Here is a 21,436-nt window from a genome sequence, read left to right as displayed (position 1 = left end):
ATGCAAAACAAGTACCGCTAATAAGTACCGCAAGTAAGTACTGCTATAACCAGACATGCAAAGTAACGAACAATGTTTAAATTAACGCGTCGCAGCTTCATCAAAACAACGGCAGCTACTGCGCTTGTCGGTCACATCCCTTCCCTGCAGGCGCAGAATCTGTCTGTGGGTGAAACAGGCGCGACTGTAAAAGCTGATGAATTCATACGTCTGAACTGGCTTGAAGGCAAAACCCCGCAAGTATTGACAGGTACTACAGTAGGCGTACCCTGGCCACGCGGCAAGATCAGCAAAAGCCAGCAGTTTCAACTGATCAATCAGGACGGCAAAGACTTGCCTACCCAAAGCTGGCCATTGGCATACTGGCCCGATGGTACCTTGAAGTGGACTGCACATGCGGTAGCCGCCGGCGTCAGTCTGGGTTCAGAATTGCAGGTCAAACCTGTAGCAAAAACTGCCCCGCCATTTGAAAACATTGTCAGCGTCAAACAAAGCAAAGACGGGTATCTGATAGATACCGGCGTGATGCTGTGTGATGTCGCTACTCATGGGGCACAGTTTATCCGCAGCGTGCAACGTGATGGCAAAGACATCATGCGCAATGGCCACCTGGTCGTCATCACCGACGATCAGCCGGATGGTGAAAGTGGAGCTACACGTCAGCAAAATTACATCAGCAATATCAGCCAGGTCAGCCTTGAACAACATGGCCCCGTACGTGTGGTGCTGAAGGTGGAAGGCATGCACAAGGATGCCAAACGGGCCTGGCTGCCTTTCGTTGTCAGGCTGTATTTCTATGCAGGCGCGGATACCATACGCGTCATGCACAGTTTTGTTTATGATGGAGACGAACAACGCGATTTCTTGCGTGGCATAGGTTTGCGTTTCGATGTCGCCATGCGTGATGCGCTACATGACAGGCATGTGCGCTTTGCCGGTGAAAATGCCGGCTTGTGGGCAGAAGGTGTGCGCAATATGACCGGCCTGCGCCGTGACCCTGGCCCCGCCGTACGCAATGCCCAACTGGCAGGACTTGCCTGCCCACCACTGTCACAGTTCCCTGATGTGATACAGCGCCTGATCCATCTGGTACCGGCATGGGGTGACTACACCCTGTCACAACAATCGGCAGATGGTTTCAAGATACGCAAACGTACCAAATCCGGTTATGGCTGGATAGAAGCCGCCTGGGGACACAGGTCACCTGGCACCGGCTATATAGGTGGCATCAATGGCGGCGTTGCTTTTGGCTTGCGCGATTTCTGGCAGCGCCACCCTACCCAACTGGATATCCGTCAGGCGCATACCGACACCGCCCAGGTCACCGTCTGGATGTGGTCCCCGGATGCCCCGGCCATGGACCTGCGTTTTTATCATGATGGCATGGGCATGGAAACCCATGATCAGGAACGCGAAGGCCTGGAGATCACCTACGAAGATTATGAAAAAGGATTTGGCAGCCCCATGGGTGTGGCCCGCAGCAGCGAGATCACCTTATGGATATGCGCCGCCACCCCTTCGAGGGAAAAGTTGGTGCAGTTTGCTGATGCCGTACAGACACCGCCACAACTGGTGGCAAAGCCCAGTCATTTCCTGGCGACTGGCGTGTTTGGCGGACTGTGGAGCTTGCCTGATCGCTCGCATCCGGTAAAAGCAGCGCTTGAAGAGCAGCTCGATTTCCGCTTCAATTTTTACAAGGAGCAGCTTGAACAGCGCCACTGGTATGGTTTCTGGGATTATGGTGACATCCGTCATACCTATGATCTGGACCGGCATGAATGGCGTTATGACGTCGGCGGTTTTGCCTGGGATAACTCTGAACTATCGCCCGACCTATGGCTCTGGTATTCCTTCCTGCGCACCGGACGGGCAGACATCTTCCGTTTTGCCGAAGCCATGGTCAGACACACCAGCGAAGTCGATACGCATCACCTGGGTCAATTTGCCGGTCTGGGTTCACGCCACAATGTTCAGCACTGGGGTTGCAGTGCAAAGCAGTTGCGCATCAGCGCCGCCGTCTATCGTCGCTTTTATTATTACCTGACAGCAGATGAACGCATAGGCGACATCATGCATTCACTGATAGATGCCGACAAAAAACTGGAAAGCACAGATCCGGCGCGCAAACTAAAACCTAGAGAAGACGTCAGCAATATCAAGGCACATGCCGGTTTCGGCACCGACTGGGGTTCACTCGCCGGTAACTGGCTGACCGAATGGGAACGCAGCGGTGACATCAGATACCGTGACAAGATATTGACCGGCATGCGTGACATTGCCGGCATGCCGCACGGCTTCTTCAATGGCAATAGCTTTGCCTATGATGCCGATACCAGCCACCTGATCAATGTCTTTGGTAACCGCGCATCAGCCAGCCATTTGAATGCTGTCTTTGGTGCGGTAGAAATTTTTGCCGAACTGGTGACCTTGACCGACGAACCCAGGTTTGTACAGGCATGGCTACAGTATTGTGAACTCTTCAATGCTGGCAAACAGGAGCAGATCAATGCACTGGGCATGCCACATGGTGCGGGCAATGCCTTGCGTAACGGCCATTCCAGACTCACTGCCTACGTCGCCTGGAAAAACAAAAATCCCGCATTGGCACAGCGTGCCTGGCGCGAGTTTTTTGGTAACCGTGGCGTACCCGGCCCATTGCTGAAAACCACACGCGTTCAGGGGGTGAACAGCCTCAATCCCGTCGATGAAGTGCCATGGATCAGCACCAATGACACAGCGCAGTGGGGCCTGGCTGCAATACAGAATCTGGCACTCATCGGTGAGTATATTCCCTCGATGGCGGACCTGAAGAAAATGGATGCCACCGACAATGATTAAACAAACGGGACGCATCCATCTTTTGACAACAAACTGATACAAAGCAAGTTGAACCACCCGGACATTTTTGCGTCATAGTGTTGGCAATTCCATCTATTGGTGTATAACTAAACCTAAATCATGACAACACACCGCAAAAAAATACACAGCAAAACTGTAACGCAATTTGTCCGGCATGGCGGCAAGACCACGCGCAACCTGGTATTGGGTGCATTGATCACGGATATTTTTTGTATGGGGCAAACTGCTTACGCCCAAACCCCGGACAAGCCAGTCGCTCCGGTTACACCGATTACGCCGACCACAGCAGCGACGCCAGCCAAAGTAACTAACCCCACGGTACCAGCCAAGCCGGAAGAGACCGACAGCAAAACAGGTGCGGTCGGCAAAGCCGAGACAAAACCTGCTGCATCTGATGCGCCGACCAACGGCAGTGGCGAGCCACCTTCTGTGACCGTGCAGGGTGAGCGCCCAAGTAATCGTATTGACCGTCAGGTGTACGATGTTAAAGCTGATGTCGCCAGCACCAACGGTACCGCCGCCGATGCACTCAACAATATCCCTTCTGTGTCAGTTGACCCTGATGGCACCGTCAGTCTGCGCGGCAGCACCAAAGTACAAATCCTGATCGATGGCAAACCGTCCGCCATGATGCAGGGCGACAACCGTGGCGCATCATTAAATGCCATGCCATCGCACGACATTGAGTCGATAGAGGTGATCAATAATCCCGGCGCGCAGTTTGGCAACGAAGGCGGTGGCGGGCCTATTCTCAACCTGGTCATGCGACGTAATCGCCAGCCCGGTGGTTACGGTGTAGTCAATGCCAATGCCGGATCAGCAGGTCGCTACAACAGCGCCGTATCCGGCAGTTACCATGAAGGCCCGTTTGGCATACAGGGGGGTGTCAACTTCCGCCACGATGGTAGAAATTCGGTAGGTGATGCGGTCCGCGCCCTGACTAATCCTGATCAGCACAGCACTCAGACATCCAGTTCAGCCGGTCTGAATAATTCTTCTGGCATCAATGCTGCGATCACGTACAACGTCGGCACCAAGGACACGCTGGCTGCCAATTTTTCCTATGCCAGACGCAACAATGACAACAAATCGACAGATCATTACTTGAACTTTGGCCAGATCAATAATGACTATGTGCGCTCTACACAGCGCGGTGGCGAAAGCACCAACTACAGTTGGGGTGGGCGCTATGACCACAAGGGTGATATCAACGGCGAAATCATGCGCGTGGACTTGCGCGTTTCAGGGTCGGACAATGCCAGCTCCAATGCCTATTCCAACGTGTATGCGATCAATCCCGCCTCTTTTCCCGATGTACACAGCAAGCAAAACAATGCTAACAACATCAAGATCGTTGATTTTACCGGTGACTACGAACGTCCCGACGATCAGGGTCTGTTGAAAATGGGCTACAAAATAGCCAACAATAAAAGCGAATTTGATACCAGTTTTTTTAATATTGACCCATTCAGTAACGTCGCCACCCTGAATCCGTTACGAACCAATAGCTACAATCTTGATGAAGCCAATATTGCCCTGTACGGCTCGTACCAATTGCGCCTGAATGAAAAATGGGGCGTACTGGCAGGTTTGAGAACAGAGTATACGCATATCGACATCCAGCAATTGACGCAAGGCATAGAAGCGACCAATCATTACATTAACTATATTCCCAGCTTCTTTGCCAGTTACAAGGCCAGTGACGATACCACCATACGTTTCAGCTATGCCCACCGCATCCGTCGCGCGAATGCCAATGAACTCAATCCTTTCGTCGTCTATCGCGATGATTTCAATGAATCCAGTGGCAACCCCAAATTGAAACCGGCACAGACAGATTCTTTTGAACTGGCCTATGAAACCAGGGTCATCGGGCTGGATATGAATATCCGTGGCTACTATCGCACAGAAAGCGACAGTATTTTGCAGCGCCAAATACCCATTAGCCCCACCGTAGTACGAACAACGCTGGAAAACGGTGGTGGCAATCATTCCAGCGGCATCGAGTTCACACTCAGCGGCAAGCTAACGCCCAAGCTTTCGATCAATACCAGCGGCAACCTCTTGTTTATCGAACAAAAAATCCTGACTTCAAGCGGCCCAAGAATCTTGAATGCAGTCGGTCAGGAAATCCTGACTACAAGTGGCCAGGAAATCACGCGCAAGGCATCATCCTTAAGCTTGCGCGGGCGCTTCAATTACCAGTTGACCGAACAGGATCAGTTACAAGTCAGCCTGAATGCCCAGGGTAAAACCCTGTCAGGCGAAGGCTATCGTCAACCCAATTCCACCGCCAATTTCAGCCTGCGCCACACGATTACACCTAGCCTGAATCTGGTGTTGAACGTCACTGACGTATTTAATTCAAACAAAACGGAAACCATCGTCGATACCGATACACTTAAAGAACGCAATACACGGCGCTATGATGGCCGCCTGATCTATATAGGTCTGTCGTATCGCTTTGGTGGCGTTACGCCGAGTGGCGCTGGGAACAACCGCCAGGAAATGCGCCGCCCTCCACCCGGACAATCCTGATACAACTTTGCGGCAACACAGCAATCTACGGCCTGCCGATGCCTGTCGCCAGGTCGTTTTCATTTGATACCGATTTAATGTCGATTTGACGTCGATTTGATGTCAATCACCGCTTTGATTGTTTTCCTGAGTGACACATTTTGCTACATGGCTGTCCTAAAATGCGTGAATAATTTACAGGTATTTTTATTGCCACATCCATTTCCTGATCTGATCTCCATGAAAAAATTGCCGACTTTCAGCCTGTTTGTTTTCCTTGCTAGCATTGCCTTCAGCAATACGCTCCATGCACAGACATATTCGTTTGATTTCAGTGCCAAACCAGGGGCAAAGTCCACTGCCGTGAAAGCGAATGCCGTGTATTCGGCAGAAGCTGGATATGGTTTTGAAAACAGTGCCCAGGTCACGACAACAAGCAATGGTGTCAGCAGCACCAAACCCTTCCTGTTTTCCGTTGCTGTGCCAGAAGGCAATTATCGCGTCAAACTCACGCTGGGTGACGCCGATGAGGCGTCTGAAACCACGGTCAAGGCTGAAACCCGTCGCCTGATGCTGGAAAAAGTTCAGACAAAAAAAGGTGAGCGTATAGAAAGAAGTTTCGTCGTCAACGTACGTCGCCCTGGTATTGCTGGTGGTGGCGAAGTCAAACTGAAGCCACGCGAAACTGGCGAGGAGCAATTTACCTGGGACGACAAACTGACGCTGGAATTCAATGGCCCACGCCCTAGCCTGGATGCCATCGATATCGAGCGCATAGACAATCTGCCTACCCTGTATTTACTGGGCGACTCTACTGTCACCGATCAACCTGGCGAACCTTACGCCAGTTGGGGGCAGATGCTGCCACGCTTCTTTTCATCGGATGTCAGTGTCGCCAATTATGCGCAATCCGGCGAATCCCTGGCTTCGTCCAAATCAGCACGCCGGCTGGATAAAGTACTGAGCCTGGTCAAGCCTTACGATTATGTGTTCATACAATTTGGGCACAATGACATGAAGGCAGTGGATGTAGCTACCTACAAGAATAATCTGAAAATATACACGGCTGCCCTGGCTGAAAAACGAGCACAAGTGATACTGGTCACCCAGGTGCAACGCCGTACGTTTGAAGGTGGGACCATCAGCAATTCACACAAGGGCTATCCGGATGCGGTACGTGAAGTGGCCAGAGAAGAAGGTTTGCCACTGATTGACCTGCATGCCATGAGCAAGGTTTTTTATGAAGCGTTGGGACCAGAAAAATCCTTGCTGGCATTTAAACCGGGCGACGGCACCCATCATAATGCCTATGGCGCTTATGAACTGGCGAAGTGCATTGTGGAAGGTGTACGGCAAGCCAAATTACCACTTGCAAAATCCATCCTCGCCGATGTCGGCAGTTTTGATCCGGCCAAACCTGATGCGCTGGAGTCATTCTCCATCCCGGCCAGCCCCGCCATGGTCAGCATCAAAAAGCCTGACGGCAGCTAATTCTACGTTGAACCATATCGATATGTTTGCTACTACATTGTCTGCACAGAGGTTTTCATGATCATTACCAAATCATTTTTCTTATCCTGGCGCAAGGCTGTACAGTTTTTGCTCTTCTTTACTGTGGCGGGTCTGGCTTCAGCGCAAGCTACCAAGGAAGATGACAGGCCGGTGGTAGACGAAAGCAAGCAGGCAACGGCCAAGCAAGCGATTGATCCGAAACTGCCCTCTTTCTTCATCGTCGGCGATTCCACTGCCCGCAGTGATGCCCCCATGCGTGGCTGGGCCGATGAAATAGCGCCCTATTTTGATCTGAGCAAGATCAATGTCATCAACCGTGCCATAGGTGGCCGCAGCAGTCGTACTTATATACAGGAAGGTCGCTGGGATAAAGTACTCGGCGAAATGAAAGCCGGCGATTTTGTGCTGGTGCAATTTGGGCATAATGATGTAGGGCCGCTGGATATCAAAGGCAAGTTTCGTGGCAGCATACGCAGCGCCGGTGAAGAAACTGAAAACATCACCAAGCCCGATGGCAGTATTGAAGTCGTGCACAGCTATGGCTGGTATTTGAAGAAGTACATACAGGATGCCAGAGCCAAAGGCATTTCTGTCATTCTTGCCACGCCAGTGCCACATAAAGAATGGGCCAACGATTTTGCCGAACACCGTAAGCTGGCAAATGCTGTTGCCAGGGAAACCCAAGTCCCGCTGATTGATGTCACCGCCATCACCGGCAAGACTTATGATGTCCTGGGCAAGGAAAAAGTGGACACACTGTTCAGCGATCAACGTACCCACACCAATATTGCCGGTGCCAGGATCAATGCGGAATCTGTCGTGGCCGGCATCAAGGGTTTATCCCAAAATGGGCTGAACAATTATCTGTCGCTCAAAGCTGGCGTCATTTCGCCGCAGGCAGACTAAAGCATTTTCTGACGCAATTCACTCACTAGAAAACACATCATGAAACGTTTACTTTTATCTGCCCTTCTGGTCACGTCTTTCTGTAATGCGCAGGTCAGTTCCGCGCCAGTACCACCCAGACAGGCAACCACGCTTGCCAGTGACCAGAATTACAGCCCAAGAATCAATTACCAGACCTATTTCAATGACTATATAACGCTCAGAAAAAACCGGCCTGCCGACCTGATCTTCATCGGTGACTCCATTACCGAGCAATGGCGCTGGGGTGCAGGTTCACCAGTATGGAAGCAACATTTTGAAGAGCGCGCCATCGACTTTGGACTAGGCTCTGACAAGACACAACATACCATCTGGCGGCTGGAAAACATCGATTTATCCGCCTTCAGCCCGAAAGCGGCAGTAATACTGATAGGCACCAATAATGTGAACGATACGCCGGAAGACATCGCCGATGGCGTCAAGGCAGTGATTACCGCTACCCAGAAAAAATTCTCTGGCATCAAAGTCGTCTTGCTGAGTATTTTGCCGAACGCCCGCGCCACCGAAAAAATGGCGACAGTAAATGGTCTGCTGGCACCATTGTCAGATCAGAAAAACATTTTCTACCTGAACCTGGCAGAAAAATTTCCGGCTGTGGGCGATAACTGGAAAGGTTTAAGCAAAGACAAACTGCATCTGTCGGCAGAAGGTTATGAAGTATGGGCAAGCGAACTGGAAGCAATTTTACCTGTCGTACTATCCAAATAAAACGCATGACTCAGGTGATGTCATATAAAGCACGACATCACCTGGCATTCTCCATCATGCCTTGATTTGTACGCCCCGGCTGATTTGCGCGCGGTCCACAAAACCCAATTTGTGCAGCATGACAATTGCCTCATGGGTATTGCCAGCCAGCGCATCTTCCAGGGTATGGGTATCCAGATGCGCATAAAAGACCGACAAAGCCTGATCCAGTATAGTTTTTAGCTGGCAATTGCCACGCAACTCACATGGCGGCGTAGCACAGTCAATCAACGCACTCTCCCCTTCCAGTTCCCTGATCGTTGTACCAAGCCTGTAAGTTTTTGCCGGACCTGCCAGCGCCATGCCACCACCTTTACCTCTGGTTGTTATAATCCAGTTTTTTTGTGCCATGAAATGCACCACCTTGACCAGATGATTACGTGAAATCGCAAATTTTGTCGCAATTTCAGTGATCGTCACGGGCTCTTCTCTTTCCTTATGGCTCAGGTACATCAACACGCGCAAGCCAAGGTCGGTAAAGTGGGTTAGTTGCATAAAAATTCTGGAATCAAGGTCAGGTGAAGCATGATAATACAGTTGCCAAAGTACTTGAAAATTAAGCTTCAAGTAATGTCGCCATGAAAACTGACGCCACGCAATCAGGATGGCGATATGGCGTCAATTCCGGTTATTGTACTTATTGCGCAAATCCCCCACTGCCAAACGCTTCCTTGTGAATGCGGTCGGCGGTCACACCCAGTGCGCGCAGGCTGGTAATCTGCGCCTGCATGAAGGGTATTGGCCCACAGACATAGTAATCAGCTTCAGGCAAGATAACCTCAGTTGCAACGGCTTGCAGGTTCAGGCGGCCACTGTAATCAAAGTCCACTGACGGCTGATCATTTGCCCTTGGTGACTCATAGTAAATCATGGATTTTACATGCGCATGCGACTCGGTCAGTTCACGTACATGATGTTTGAATGCATGTACGCCACCGTGCCGGCAAGCATGCAAAAAGCGGACTTGTCGCGACGTCTTGTTATGCATCAAATGCTCCAGCATGGCCATCTTGGGCGTTACCCCTACACCGGCGCTGATCAGTACCACAGGCGTCTCACGGTCTTCATGCAAAACATAATCACCCATGGGTGGTGTCAAATCCAGTATCGCTCCCTCATGCAGGTCACGATGCAATACATTCGAGACCAGTCCGGCCGGCTTATTCTCCATTCCGGCTTCCAGTTTGACGGAAATACGCAGGCATTCACCGCCCGGTGCCGCGGACAGACTGTACTGGCGCAGTTGCATGATGCCCAGTTCCGGCACGAACACCTTGACTGACACATATTGCCCCGGGCGATATGCCGGCACTTTGCCACCGTCAGCCGGACGCAAATAGAAAGAGGTGATTTCTTCACTTTCTGCAATTTTCTGGCTGATGACAAAGCTGCGCCAGCCTGTCCAGCCACCTTGGAGAGCTGCGGCCTGTGTATAGATGGCAGCTTCCTGGGCAATCAATATATCAGCCAGTTGCCCATAGGCGGCAGCCCAGGCTGCGATCAGCTCATCCGAGGCCGCATCGCCCAGCACTTCCCTGATTGATGCCAGCAAATGCTTGCCTACGATAGGATAGTGCTCTGCCCGGATACCAACGCTGACATGCTTGTTTGCGACCAGCGTCAGTACTGGCATCAATACCATGGGGTTATCGATATGCTCTGCATAAGCCAGCACAGCCATTGCCAGCGCCTGCTGCTGGCTGCCAGATTGCTGGTTACCCTGGTTAAATACCGGTTTTAACTCGGGATTGTGTTTAAACATGCGTGCGTAAAAGTGACGCGTCAGCGTCACACCGTGTTCTTTCAGAACCGGGACGGTGGCTTTAACCAGCTCACGAGTGGAAGTATCCAACATAAAATCCTCATTAAATGTATTTAAAATACATATTTAAAGTTAAAAAAATGATGCGAAACCGCAAAGAAATCATCTTTCAAGATTCCCTGTCAACATCATAATCCACTTAACATGTATTTACAATACATGTTAAGTGGATTTTTCCTATCAGGACTTATGCAAAACTACGCCAACTACAGCTATGGCGCGCCCGTCACTGCAATAAACGACTATGGCGTGGCAATTTGGCGGTCAGATAATCCAGCTGATCAGCAATCACGTTCCTGCCACTCAAAATGAAGTGTTCAAAACGACAGGGAGCATACGGTACATAAATCAATGGCCTGAAGTCATGTACCAGCTTACTGCCCTTGTTCTGGTTGCAGATACGGCACGCGGTAACGCAGTTTTCCCACACGTCCTTACCGTCACGCGAACGTGCCAGCACGTGATCACGAGACAGTTCGTGGTAAAGAAATTTCTCACCACAATAGGCGCAGATATACTTGTCACGCGCATATAACAGACGGTTACCATCGCTCAGCGGGATTTGATGTCGGCTATTCTTCGACATACGTTCACTATTACGTATGGAAATGATGGGACGAACGACGATTTTTGACTGTTCGCCATCCTTGTTATAGCCCCCACGCAGCATCAGCACCTGATCGCCGATGTCCCACGCTACCTTTTGGGCAGCATAATGGGTCGCGGCATCATTCTGACTGATCCAGTCGTATGGTATTCCTGCTATGTCTAAAACCAGTATTTGTTGCATACATCACCTGTTTCTTTGGGATGTTTTCAATTTGGGAAGACGGGGACTGACTCTTACATTGTAGCGACTAATTGCAATCATCGTATAAAGCTTTTCGGGCAAGCGTTGCTCACACCTCGCTAGCAATGTAGTGAAATACAAAATGGCGCAGCGCTCACCAGCCAAGGTGACAACAAACAAAAATCGTGAGGTATTTTCATTTGCCATACGCTGCATAAATGATCGTCGACGAATGTGTCGAGCTTGTTTTAAATCGCTTCCTTTACAGGAATGCGTGTTGATAAAGAGCCTGGTGCCGGATTCGAACCGGCGAACAACAGTTTTGCAGACTGCGCCTTTTGACCTCTCAGGCAACCAGGCAGAAATTTTCATTAACCAAACGCACGTTTGAGGTGCATTTGATCATGCACATATTGAATCGACAGAATCACAGCCTGCGCTTTTTCCACGCATAGCTGGAATCTGTTTCTGCCACGCCAGCCAAGCCGACAGAATCCGGGTTTTCAGATGACATGGTGATATGACATATCGCCAGGCCATTGCGCTTTTTTGTGCGCAAGGCTTCTGCAAAGTGCAGCGCCTGCGTCATTTCATTTCGGCCAAATTCTTTGCAGCAGGCCATGCGTTGTCCATCAAAAACGATGGTCCAATAAATCGTAAACATACTTTTTCTTCTTTTATTATTATTTTATTTTTTCTTCAAATTCAGTATCTTTCCGCCTTGGTGCAAGCACAAGAAATACTGATGGTGGATCGCCCAGGAATCGAACCTGGCCAGCCTAAGCAACTGTTTTACAGACAGCCCCGCGTCCATAGCGGAATATCAATCCATTTTTTGCTGGATGACATAGCGTCATCCTTGAGTTGTGCAACACGGCGATATGCCATGCGCACGTTGAGATGTCGTCTCCGTTCATGATCCTGTTACATGGATCACGAACAGAGATTTCATCATTACATCTTCCCAAATTGTTAAAGAATCCCGTGTTATCCGGTGTTTTCCGGCACGACCGCCATGCGGCGGGTTCTATTGCTGGGTCTCTGTGAATTGAGACCATTTAAAAATCAAGAAAAAAGCCCGGTGCTTTTCAGGCATCCGGGCTTTTCAGCTTGTGTATCATGAAGCGGGCTTTTGCCTGCCTCCATAATGTCAAGGGTTACCCCCTCGGATGTCAATCATACGTGTCCAGTAGTAGCCATAATCTTGATAGCCATGTTCGCCAGAGCACGTAAAAACTGGGAGTGCGCAGCCAGCATCTGTAGCAGCCTGGATATCAGTTATCGCTGTAATCTGTGCAACTGCTTTTACCGCACCGGCTACACTGGCGGCATTGCGCATACTGGCAGGAAGCAAACTGGCCAGCCCATTCAACAACAGCCCTGCCCGCGCTGCGAGGCGCAAGTTTGATAAAGATGTTGGTTGAGAAGTGGTTTTCACGATCATTTCCGTTCAGTTTTAAAAAATGCCTTTTGTTTCAGTGATTAAATCTTGCCACAGGTTTTTTCAACAGGCAAGCCTTTTAATGAATATTTTCTTCTTTATATGACGATTTATATTTAAAAAAGGCGATTTTTACGCATATGTGTTGCATTTACAACCACAAATATGCAGGCCTTATACTGCATTCCTTCACTCTCAAGCTTTTGTTAAACGCCTGGCCAGCGCCTTCATCTCTAAGCGCAACTGCTGCGGTTTATGAATCACAAATTCAAATGGCAGGGCTGCCAATTGCCGTGCCAGCCAGTCGAGGTCATCCGACTGATTATGCAGTAATACGCCAACGCTACACTGTTCCAGCACACCTATCGCATCAGACAAATGAGCGCCTGCTGTGTACATGTCCGTTTTCAGTAATACCTCGGCACTGAATGCGCGCGGCAACGTCGCCACCGCCTTGCGTAAATGCTGAATCACGTTAAACCTTGCAGGACGTTCAAAATGCTTATCCAGAACTCGCATACTCAATATACGATCCAGCCGGAAGCTGCGGATATCCTTACGCAGATGACAAAACCCGACTGCATACCAGCAAGCAGCATGAAACGCCACGCCATACATATCAAAATCCCGGTTGCTGGCATTACCGTCGGCGGCGCGATATTCCAGATGCACCCTCAGTTGTTGCATGACAGCTTCACTCAAACTGCCCAGGACTTGCTGGTCTGCGGGTTTGGTTGATGGCACCAGATCCAGTTGCACCACCTCTTCCAGTGCCTGCAGCTTTCGCTTCAATTTATCTGGCAATAGCCGCTGCAGTTTTGCCAGACTGCTGGCAATTGCCGGCGCTGCATCCACCAGACTCAATCTGCGGGCAGCCAATAAACCTGTGGTCAGTGCCAGGGCCTCGTCATCACTGAACATCATGGGTGGTAATTTAAAACCGGGCATCAAGGCATAACCACCGTAACGACCGCGTTCAGTCATCACAGGGATACCCATTTCTTCCAGTGTGACGATATAACGCCGCAGGCTACGTCTGTCGATATTCAGCATATCCGCCAATTCGGCGCCACCAAGGCGGCCATGTGCCTGCAATAGCTCAAGCACTGCCAGAACACGTGTGGTCGGATGGTAAATGGAAGACATGCCGCAAGTATAGATATCAATTAGGATTAATTTCGTCCTATATTAACAATAAGATGCTCAAAGGTGCTAAAAGGTGCTCAAAGGTGCTCATTCGGCACCGTAATCCCACACACTCAAGGAACATCATGTCCACATCGACCAACACGACAGGCGCAGCTGATTTTGATTTCTTCATAGGCAACTGGAAAGTAAAACATCGCCGCCTGAAAGAAAGACTGGCCCAGTGCCAGGATTGGCTGGAATTTACCGGCACGACATCCACCATCAAGATCATGGGTGGTGCTGGCAATTTTGATGACAACTAGTTGAACATGCCAGACGCTCCCTACTGTGCTGCTACCCTGCGCAGTTTTGATGCAAGCAGCGGCACCTGGTCCATCTGGTGGCTGGATGCCCGCTACCCTGGTCATCTCGACACACCGATGCGCGGCCGCTTTCAAAACGGCGTCGGTGAATTCTATGCCGACGACACATTTGCTGACCAGCCCATACGCATACGCTTTTTATGGACCCTGCCAGCACCCGACATGCCACGCTGGGAACAGGCATTTTCACGTGATGGTGGCAGTACCTGGGAAACTAACTGGGTGATGGACTTTGAACGTCAGCGAGGATAAATGACATTCGCCCTGGATCATTGCCCCTTGCCTTCTCAGTCAAGATCGGTTACAGTTTTTCCATGCACACAACTCCTCATCCCTTGTTGAACACGACCTCATGCGCTATTGATGCCGCATTTGCTGTCGTGTACGCGGTTGTGCTGCCTGCTGTTTCCATCTGCGACATTTCCATTATTCGAATTATTCCGGGTCGTTAAGCTACGGCGTTTGCCGGTGCCTGGCGGCCCTTCAGCACATCATTGTTCTGATGTCTTGAACCTGCGCACGTTCGCAATTTGTTCACGATTTTTCTGCTGATTTCCATACTGGAGTTTTTATGTCTCATGTCGCTACAGACAGGCCTTTGCACGCCTCTGCATCCTTGTCATCCACGGTTTTAAATACCCAAAGAAATGACTACCCCTATCCTTCCCTGTCAGATATACGCCAGACGGCTGCCAAATTATCGCAGCAGGTTTTGCATACGCCCGTCTGGAAATGGCAGACCGGTACGGCCCTGAACAAACTGGAACCCGACACCGAAGTCTGGCTCAAGCTGGAGTTGTTTCAAAAAACCGGCACCTTCAAACTGCGTGGTGCACTGAATTGTATTTCTGCACTGGATGCTGCCGCACGTCAGCGTGGCGTGGTAGCAGTCAGTGCCGGCAATCATGCCATGGCGGTTGCGTATGCAGCCAAACTTGCGGGTGTGTCTTGCAAGGTCGTTTTGCCAAAACATGCCAGCCCTACCCGCATCAATGCCTGTCGCCACGACGGCGCAGAAGTAATACTAGAAGCAGACATGCACCGGGCATTTGCTTTAGGACAGCGCATCGTTGAAGAAGAACAGCGCACCATGATCCATCCCTATGACGGCCCCCTGACTGCCCAGGGCACGGCAACGGTGGGGCTGGAATTGATGCAGCAGGTGGTGCAACTGGATGCGGTCATTGTTCCTGTTGGTGGTGGCGGTTTGTGTGCAGGTATTGCCTCTGCCGTCAAACAGCTGGCACCGAATTGCGCCGTTTATGGGGTGGAGCCTTACGGGGCAGATGCCATGTACCGCAGTTTTCAGTCAGGACAGCCTGAAAAACTGTCTGTGGTTGACAGTATCGCCGACAGCCTGTGCGCGCCCTATGCCATGGATTACAGTTTCAGGGTATGCCAGCGCTTTGTGGACGAAATAGTCAGGGTCAGCGATGATGAAATCTGCGCTGCGATGTCGGATCTCTACCATGATGTCAAACTGGTTGCAGAACCCGCTGCGGCAGTCGCCACGGCCGGATTGTTTGGTCCATTGCGACAAAGACTGGCGGGCAAGCGGGTAGCGATTATCGTTTGCGGCTCCAACGTAGACCCGGCGAGGTATGCAGAATTGCTGGCCAGGGCAGACGCATCAGTGCAGGCACTGGCTGCCTGAGTGGATAAGTGATCCAGTGAGACGACAACACTTTACAACAAGCCTCATATATGAAAGCACACAATGCCCTACAATAGAGTTTCTTTCAGGTATGGGAATATTCGGGCTGTATTGAGCTTGTTTCCAGGCACCTGCCAACTGCATCATCAAGAACGGAACCGGTATGGACCAAGGCTGGCTGACAGAATTTTTGCATCAACACAGCAATCTGATGGTGTTTGTTAACGTCTTGCTGCAACAATTGGGCCTGCCTGTGCCTGCTGTGCCCACCATGATGCTGAATGCCAGCCAGGTAACTGAAATAGAGCAACTGGCCGTGTTGCTGCTGGCCGCCGTCACTGCATCACTGATTGCGGATCTGGTCTGGTATCAGGCGGGCAAAAGCTTCGGTTACAAGGTCTTGAAATTTTTGTGCAAGATGTCGATTAACCCTGGTTCATGCGTGAACCAGACTGAAGCCAGGTTTATGCGCTGGGGGGTGTGGTCGCTGGTGGTTGGCAAGTTTATTCCTGGCTTTTCTACCGTGGCACCGCCAGTAGCCGGGGCATTGGGCATGCCGCGCGCGTCTTTCATGCTGGCATCTGCCGTTGGCGCAGCTTTGTGGGCAGGCATGGCCTTGCTGGCTGGCTTTGCCTTGCAAGCGCAAATCGGTATCGCCCTGGCATTTTTATCCATGCATGGTATCCGTATTATCGCAGTGTTTATCGGCTTGCTGCTGTGCTGGTTAGCCTGGAAATTCTGGCAGAAAAAGCGCTTTGAAAAACTGGCATCCATCCCGCATTTCAGTCCGGCAGAGTTGGCTGACACCATCAAAAGAAACAGCATGCCGCGCATTATTGACTTGCGCAGCCCTGCCCTGATTGCTGAAACCGGTGTCATACCTCACGCCACTGTCAGCGAAATGAAACAGGTCGGTCTGGCAGCCAATGGATGGCCACAGCATGAAATGGTCATCACCATTTGCGCTTGCCCTGGTGATGCCGCAGCAGTCCATGCCGCACACACCTTGAGGCAACTCGGCTTTCAGGATGTCAGGCCATTTGCCGGTGGTTTTGATGCCTGGCGCGAATTGGCCATTCAACATCCGGCGCTGCTGATCAAATCCTGACTAAATCTTAACCAAATCCTAGTTAAGGGTTGATCAAGGTCTGATCAAGGCAAGAAAAATTCAGACCTTGCCTAACAAGGTCTGCAAGGCAGTGACCAGATGATCAAACGTCGTCTTGTAACGCTGGCTTGAACGCAGGTCTTCATGCATGACAACCCAGACAGGCAGATCGATCTGAAATTCCTTTGCCAGCACCCGTTGCAGTTGAGGATGCTGACTCGCCAGCCCAACCTGGCAAATACCTATACCATAGCCTTTACGTATAGCGGCCAATTGCACCAGGTCGCTATCTGCCCTCAAAGAGAAATCAGCACGCTGCATAATCGGGAAACGTTTTTGAAAAGCCCTTATATACGGCAATTCCCGGTCAAAGCCGATCAAACTATGCCCTTTCAGGGCCTGCATGTCTGTCGGCGCACCGTGGCGCGCAAGATAATCTGCATGGGCAAAGAAACCCAGATCGATAGTTCCAGCACGACGTGCGATCAATGCATCCTGCAAGGGCTCCGTCATACGCACGGCAATATCGGCATCGCGCTTGAGCAAATCCTGGGTCAGGTTGGATATCTGTAGTTCCATGCTCAGATCAGGGCAAGTTTGCCGCAAGTCTGCCAGGATGGCGGGCAGTATTTCCACTCCCATGACTTCTGATGCCGTGATGCGCACGGTACCACGTACCTCATTCGCTTCTGCTGAGACGCTACGCAGCAAGGCGCTTTCAGTCGACCGCAAGTTTTCTGCATAGGGCTTGAGCGCCAGTGCGGCAATAGTGGGCGACAAGCCAGACTGGTTGCGTACAAACAGGCTGGTTCCTAAAGCCTGTTCCAGCGCCTCGATCTGCCGCCCTACCGTTGGCTGCGTCAAACCCAGGGCACGGGCAGCACCTGATAGTGACCCTTCTTCCAGCACCGCCAGGGCAGTACGGTAGTAGTCCCAGTGAATATTTTTATCATCCATACAAAAATGTATATCACCTATGCAGTTTTAGAGAATTGTATATAGCCTGACGAAGATACACAATGACTACATCAACTTACCGACAAGGAGTATCAAAATGAACCAGCAAACATCAGGCAATATCCAGAATAACAAGCAAGCATTGGTTTTAGGCGTAACTGGCGGCATAGGCGGTGAAGTGGCGCGCTTGCTGATGCAACGCGGCTGGCAGGTGACAACCCTGCATCGCCACCCTGAGCAAGTAAAGGATAAAACTGCGGCCCATATCTGGCTGACCGGTGATGTGATGGTGCAAGAAGATGTCATCCGCGCAGCAGATGGGAAATCTGTCATCGTTCATGCAGTCAACCCACCCGGATACCGCGACTGGGAAAAACTGGTACTGCCGATGATGGACAACACCATCGCTGCAGCAAAAGCCTGCGGTGCTCGCATAGTGTTACCTGGCACAGTATATAACTTTGGCACTGATGCCTTCCCGCTGATTGCAGAAAACGCCTCACAATTTCCGACTACAAAAAAAGGAAAAATTCGGGTTGAAATGGAACATCGTCTGCGCCTGGCCGCCAGCCAGGGTGTCAAATCCCTCATCGTCAGAGCTGGTGATTTCTTTGGACCCAAAGCAGCCAATAACTGGTTTTCACAAGGGCTGGTGACACCGGGTAAAGCAGTAAATGTCGTCCGTTACCCCGGTAGTGCCGGCATGGGGCATCAATGGGCTTACCTGCCGGACGTGGCAGAAACCATGGTACGCCTGCTGGAACGTGAAAACGAGCTGGATAATTTTGCCCGCTTCCACATGGAAGGACATTGGGATCATGACGGTCAGCAGATGGTAGCTGCGATAGGTCGTGTTACTGCCCAACCGGCATTGAAGGCAAGCTGGTTCCCCTGGCCCTTGTTTTACTTGCTGGCGCCGTTTCAGCAAACCTTTAAAGAAATGCTGGAGATGCGTTACCTGTGGCGTACGCCAGTCAAGCTGTCGAACCAGGCATTGCTAGATTTTTTAGGTGAAGAACCACGCACACCTCTCGATGTGGCAGTGCGTTCCAGTCTGGCTGGCCTGGGTTGCATGAGCCATGATGCAGCCTACGAATCAGGTATTCCAGATGCGCGGAATTATAGCGTCACGCCCAATCACAACAGGGCGTAAATGCTGCCACACCAGTTGCAGCCAATGCCGGGCAACTTCGCTGGAGTTGCCCAGGTAGCGTGCAACAATCACGGACTTCATTTGCGTAACGCCACAGAGTGCATCTGCTTCACGTAAAGACAACAAGGCTGCTGTTTGTTCACGCAAGAGCTGCAATTGGTCGCCAGACAGCATGGCACCAGAAGCAAGTACCATCGCCGATACCGATTTGCCGTTCAGACCCAAAGGGCTATGCATGGCAGAGCTGCCACCTTGCAGGCTACCCTGCTCATGCCAGATCATCTTGCCGTCGCGATAGATGCTGCAATGTTGCCCGATCTTGCCGCTGTTATAGGTTTCGCCAGAGGCAGTACGCCCAAAGCAATAAATATCTGCCGTAATCAGCTTCGCATCTGCTGCCAGATGTATTGTCTGGTGCAAATCGACACAGGCGTCGTCAAAAAAGATGGTTTCTTGCGGTAGCCATTCGAGCCTGGCACCAGCATCAAGTTTCAGACTGATATGTTGTTCTGATGTATAGCCGTTACTACGATACCATTTGGCCGCACCCGGCGTCGTCACGAGCGCATGGGTGTCAACAGCCAGATTGACAGCTATCTTTAACTGATCGCCCCCCACCACACCACCCGGCGGATGGATAATGATGGCATGGCAAACTGCGTCCCCTTCGGGATACAGTGGTTTTTGCACACGTAAGGGGCCGCTGTGCTTGCGCTCCGTCAGGCGCGTAACATCTGCATCCCTGCTAAAACCCAGTTGCAGGCTGGCTTGCCAGTGTGATTTGGTAGTGCTTGAAGGTAGTGCAGGACTGCAGACATCCATATTCAGCTAGCGATAGGTAAAAACTGCACTATACCGCCAGATGCCGCTTGACGTCATCACCATCCATCAATTCCTGCCCACCACTGGCCACCACTTCACCGCGCGACAGTACAACAAAATGATCAGCCAATTCTCGGGCGAAATCAAAATACTGTTCACACAACAAGATGCCGATGTCACCACGCTCACGCAACAAACGGATGACGCGACCGATGTCCTTGATGATGGAAGGCTGTATGCCTTCAGTAGGTTCATCAAGGATGATGAGTTTGGGCTCAGCCAGCAAGGCACGGGCAATGGCAAGCTGTTGCTGCTGTCCCCCGGACAAATCACCGCCACGCCTGTGCAGCATTTCTTTCAGTACGGGGAAAAGTTGATATACCTCATCCTTGATCTTGCCAGCCTTGCGTGCCGGCAGATTGGCCATGCCCATGAGCAGATTTTCTTCTACGGTCAGGCGTGCAAAAATCTCACGGCCTTGCGGCACATAGGCAATCCCTGCCCGGGCTCTGTCATGCGGCGACAGTTTATTGATCTCACGGCCTTCAAAGGTGACGGTGCCTTCGGTAACAGGCAATACACCCATCAAGCATTTCAGCAAACTGGTTTTGCCGACGCCATTGCGCCCCAGCAGGGCCATGCATTCACCTTTTTTAAGCGAAAGTGAAATGCCACGCAAGGTATGGCTGGAACCGTAATGCTGATGCAATTGTTTGACTTCAAGCATGCTTGGCTTTCATTAGCGTCCTTAGCGTCCCAGATAGACTTCGATGACACGTTCATCAGCCTGCACTTGCGCCATCGTACCTTCGGCAAGTACAGACCCCTCATGCAATACCGTGACCTTACCCTGCTGTGCAATTTCAGTAACGAAACCCATATCATGTTCGACCACCATGATGGAATGCTTGCCACGCAATTCATTGAGCAATTCGGCGGTACGTGCTGTTTCTGCATCCGACATGCCGGCCACCGGCTCATCCAGCAAAATCAGTTGTGGTTCCTGCATCAGCAACATGCCGATTTCCAGCCACTGTTTTTGACCATGTGACAGCAGGCCAGCCGGTCTGCTTTCTTGCCCATTCAGGCGTATCAATTGCAGGATGGCAGCTATCTTGTCTTTCTGTTCGCTGTTTAAACGGGCAAACAGCGTGGTCTTGACACGTTTGTCCATTTTCATGGCCAGTTCAAGATTTTCGAAAACGCTGTGCTGCTCGAACACTGTCGGCCGCTGGAACTTGCGACCTATGCCGGCATGGGCAATATCGACTTCGCTCATGCGTGTCAGGTCCATAGTCTGGCCAAAGAACGCGGTGCCGGATGTGGGCCGGGTTTTGCCGGTGATCACATCCATCATCGTCGTTTTACCGGCTCCATTGGGGCCAATAATGCAACGCAGTTCTCCCACCGAGATATCCAGGTTCAGATTATTGATGGCCTTGAAACCGTCAAATGAAACGACGATATCTTCCAGATAAAGGATAGCACCGTGGGTGGTATCCACGCCTTCCGGCTTGATGCGGCCATATGACACACCCTGGTCACCGGTTGCACTATCGTATTGCTGCCCTGGTCGCAAGACGCCACTCATCATATAA

20 protein-coding genes and 2 tRNA genes are annotated in these 21,436 nt (G+C 51.1%); 10 read left to right on the top strand and 12 right to left on the bottom strand.

Translation table 11 applies throughout. The features are described from left to right. Window positions 1–72 precede the first annotated feature (72 nt). The 5 genes from ACO0LK_RS09545 (at window position 73) to ACO0LK_RS09525 (ending at window position 8,541) form a co-directional block, all read left to right on the top strand. On the top strand, window positions 73–2,838 hold the full coding sequence (locus tag ACO0LK_RS09545) for a Tat pathway signal sequence domain protein (RefSeq protein ID WP_422974412.1): 2,766 nt from the start codon (window positions 73–75) through the stop codon (window positions 2,836–2,838). Between the two features lie 120 nt (window positions 2,839–2,958). Beyond that, on the top strand, window positions 2,959–5,397 hold the full coding sequence (locus ACO0LK_RS09540) for a TonB-dependent receptor domain-containing protein (RefSeq protein ID WP_422974410.1): 2,439 nt from the start codon (window positions 2,959–2,961) through the stop codon (window positions 5,395–5,397). 147 nt (window positions 5,398–5,544) lie between these two features. Beyond that, window positions 5,545–6,867 (top strand): rhamnogalacturonan acetylesterase, encoded by a 1,323-nt coding sequence (locus tag ACO0LK_RS09535; RefSeq protein WP_422974408.1) that lies wholly within the window; start codon window positions 5,545–5,547, stop codon window positions 6,865–6,867. 57 nt (window positions 6,868–6,924) lie between these two features. After that, window positions 6,925–7,794: a rhamnogalacturonan acetylesterase gene (locus ACO0LK_RS09530; RefSeq protein ID WP_422974407.1), complete on the top strand. Its 870-nt coding sequence runs from the start codon at window positions 6,925–6,927 to the stop codon at window positions 7,792–7,794. 39 nt (window positions 7,795–7,833) lie between these two features. Continuing rightward, on the top strand, window positions 7,834–8,541 hold the full coding sequence (locus ACO0LK_RS09525; RefSeq protein ID WP_422974405.1) for a GDSL-type esterase/lipase family protein: 708 nt from the start codon (window positions 7,834–7,836) through the stop codon (window positions 8,539–8,541). Window positions 8,542–8,595: 54 nt separating this feature from the next. Here the strand turns inward: ACO0LK_RS09525 and ACO0LK_RS09520 are convergent, their stop codons facing one another. The 8 genes from ACO0LK_RS09520 to ACO0LK_RS09485 all read right to left on the bottom strand — a co-directional run bounded on the left by ACO0LK_RS09520 (window position 8,596) and on the right by ACO0LK_RS09485 (window position 13,779). Continuing rightward, window positions 8,596–9,075 (bottom strand): Rrf2 family transcriptional regulator, encoded by a 480-nt coding sequence (locus tag ACO0LK_RS09520; RefSeq protein ID WP_422974403.1) that lies wholly within the window; start codon window positions 9,073–9,075, stop codon window positions 8,596–8,598. A 142-nt stretch (window positions 9,076–9,217) separates the two neighbouring features. Continuing rightward, window positions 9,218–10,435: an NO-inducible flavohemoprotein gene (hmpA, locus tag ACO0LK_RS09515; protein ID WP_422974401.1), complete on the bottom strand. Its 1,218-nt coding sequence runs from the start codon at window positions 10,433–10,435 to the stop codon at window positions 9,218–9,220. A gap of 193 nt (window positions 10,436–10,628) precedes the next feature. After that, window positions 10,629–11,192, bottom strand: a complete 564-nt coding sequence (locus ACO0LK_RS09510; RefSeq protein WP_422974399.1) for an HNH endonuclease — start codon at window positions 11,190–11,192, stop codon at window positions 10,629–10,631. A gap of 286 nt (window positions 11,193–11,478) precedes the next feature. Beyond that, a tRNA-Cys gene (locus ACO0LK_RS09505) sits at window positions 11,479–11,552 on the bottom strand. A 67-nt stretch (window positions 11,553–11,619) separates the two neighbouring features. Beyond that, window positions 11,620–11,856, bottom strand: a complete 237-nt coding sequence (locus ACO0LK_RS09500) for a hypothetical protein (RefSeq protein ID WP_422974397.1) — start codon at window positions 11,854–11,856, stop codon at window positions 11,620–11,622. 82 nt (window positions 11,857–11,938) lie between these two features. Next, window positions 11,939–12,022 (bottom strand) — tRNA-Tyr (locus ACO0LK_RS09495). A gap of 320 nt (window positions 12,023–12,342) precedes the next feature. Beyond that, entirely contained in the window at window positions 12,343–12,630 is a 288-nt protein-coding gene (locus ACO0LK_RS09490) for a hypothetical protein (RefSeq protein WP_422974395.1), read from the bottom strand. A 198-nt stretch (window positions 12,631–12,828) separates the two neighbouring features. Further along, window positions 12,829–13,779: a helix-turn-helix transcriptional regulator gene (locus ACO0LK_RS09485; RefSeq protein ID WP_422974393.1), complete on the bottom strand. Its 951-nt coding sequence runs from the start codon at window positions 13,777–13,779 to the stop codon at window positions 12,829–12,831. Between the two features lie 125 nt (window positions 13,780–13,904). Between ACO0LK_RS09485 and ACO0LK_RS09480 the strand changes: the two genes are divergently transcribed. The 4 genes from ACO0LK_RS09480 to ACO0LK_RS09465 all read left to right on the top strand — a co-directional run bounded on the left by ACO0LK_RS09480 (window position 13,905) and on the right by ACO0LK_RS09465 (window position 16,906). Then, complete coding sequence (locus ACO0LK_RS09480) at window positions 13,905–14,084, top strand: hypothetical protein (RefSeq protein ID WP_422974391.1); 180 nt, start codon at window positions 13,905–13,907, stop codon at window positions 14,082–14,084. Window positions 14,085–14,090: 6 nt separating this feature from the next. Further along, window positions 14,091–14,396, top strand: a complete 306-nt coding sequence (locus tag ACO0LK_RS09475; protein WP_422974389.1) for a hypothetical protein — start codon at window positions 14,091–14,093, stop codon at window positions 14,394–14,396. Window positions 14,397–14,715: 319 nt separating this feature from the next. Continuing rightward, window positions 14,716–15,798, top strand: a complete 1,083-nt coding sequence (locus ACO0LK_RS09470) for a threonine ammonia-lyase (RefSeq protein WP_422974387.1) — start codon at window positions 14,716–14,718, stop codon at window positions 15,796–15,798. A gap of 163 nt (window positions 15,799–15,961) precedes the next feature. Continuing rightward, complete coding sequence (locus ACO0LK_RS09465) at window positions 15,962–16,906, top strand: VTT domain-containing protein (RefSeq protein ID WP_422974385.1); 945 nt, start codon at window positions 15,962–15,964, stop codon at window positions 16,904–16,906. A gap of 60 nt (window positions 16,907–16,966) precedes the next feature. Here ACO0LK_RS09465 and ACO0LK_RS09460 read toward each other — a convergent pair whose 3' ends face one another. Then, window positions 16,967–17,863, bottom strand: coding sequence for a LysR family transcriptional regulator (locus ACO0LK_RS09460; protein WP_422974383.1), 897 nt, complete (start codon window positions 17,861–17,863; stop codon window positions 16,967–16,969). Window positions 17,864–17,960: 97 nt separating this feature from the next. Between ACO0LK_RS09460 and ACO0LK_RS09455 the strand changes: the two genes are divergently transcribed. Next, window positions 17,961–19,016, top strand: coding sequence for an NAD-dependent epimerase/dehydratase family protein (locus ACO0LK_RS09455; RefSeq protein WP_422974381.1), 1,056 nt, complete (start codon window positions 17,961–17,963; stop codon window positions 19,014–19,016). Here ACO0LK_RS09455 and ACO0LK_RS09450 read toward each other — a convergent pair. From ACO0LK_RS09450 to urtD, 3 genes are read right to left on the bottom strand one after another with little or no spacing between them, the layout of a single operon-like run. Further along, window positions 18,960–19,838 (bottom strand): urease accessory protein UreD, encoded by an 879-nt coding sequence (locus ACO0LK_RS09450; RefSeq protein ID WP_422974379.1) that lies wholly within the window; start codon window positions 19,836–19,838, stop codon window positions 18,960–18,962. The genes ACO0LK_RS09455 and ACO0LK_RS09450 overlap by 57 nt on opposite strands. Before the next feature lie 28 nt (window positions 19,839–19,866). Further along, entirely contained in the window at window positions 19,867–20,565 is a 699-nt protein-coding gene (gene urtE, locus ACO0LK_RS09445; protein ID WP_422974377.1) for an urea ABC transporter ATP-binding subunit UrtE, read from the bottom strand. Window positions 20,566–20,586: 21 nt separating this feature from the next. Continuing rightward, window positions 20,587–21,429 carry an urea ABC transporter ATP-binding protein UrtD gene (gene urtD, locus ACO0LK_RS09440; protein ID WP_422974587.1) on the bottom strand — a complete coding sequence of 281 codons (843 nt, stop codon included), beginning with the start codon at window positions 21,427–21,429 and terminating at the stop codon, window positions 20,587–20,589. Window positions 21,430–21,436: the final 7 nt, after the last annotated feature.

Source organism: Undibacterium sp. Ji49W, assembly GCF_049340205.1.
GTDB lineage: Bacteria > Pseudomonadota > Gammaproteobacteria > Burkholderiales > Burkholderiaceae_D > Undibacterium.
Note: the sequence above shows the minus strand (reverse complement) of the source record. Positions and strands in the feature narration are given on the sequence as shown.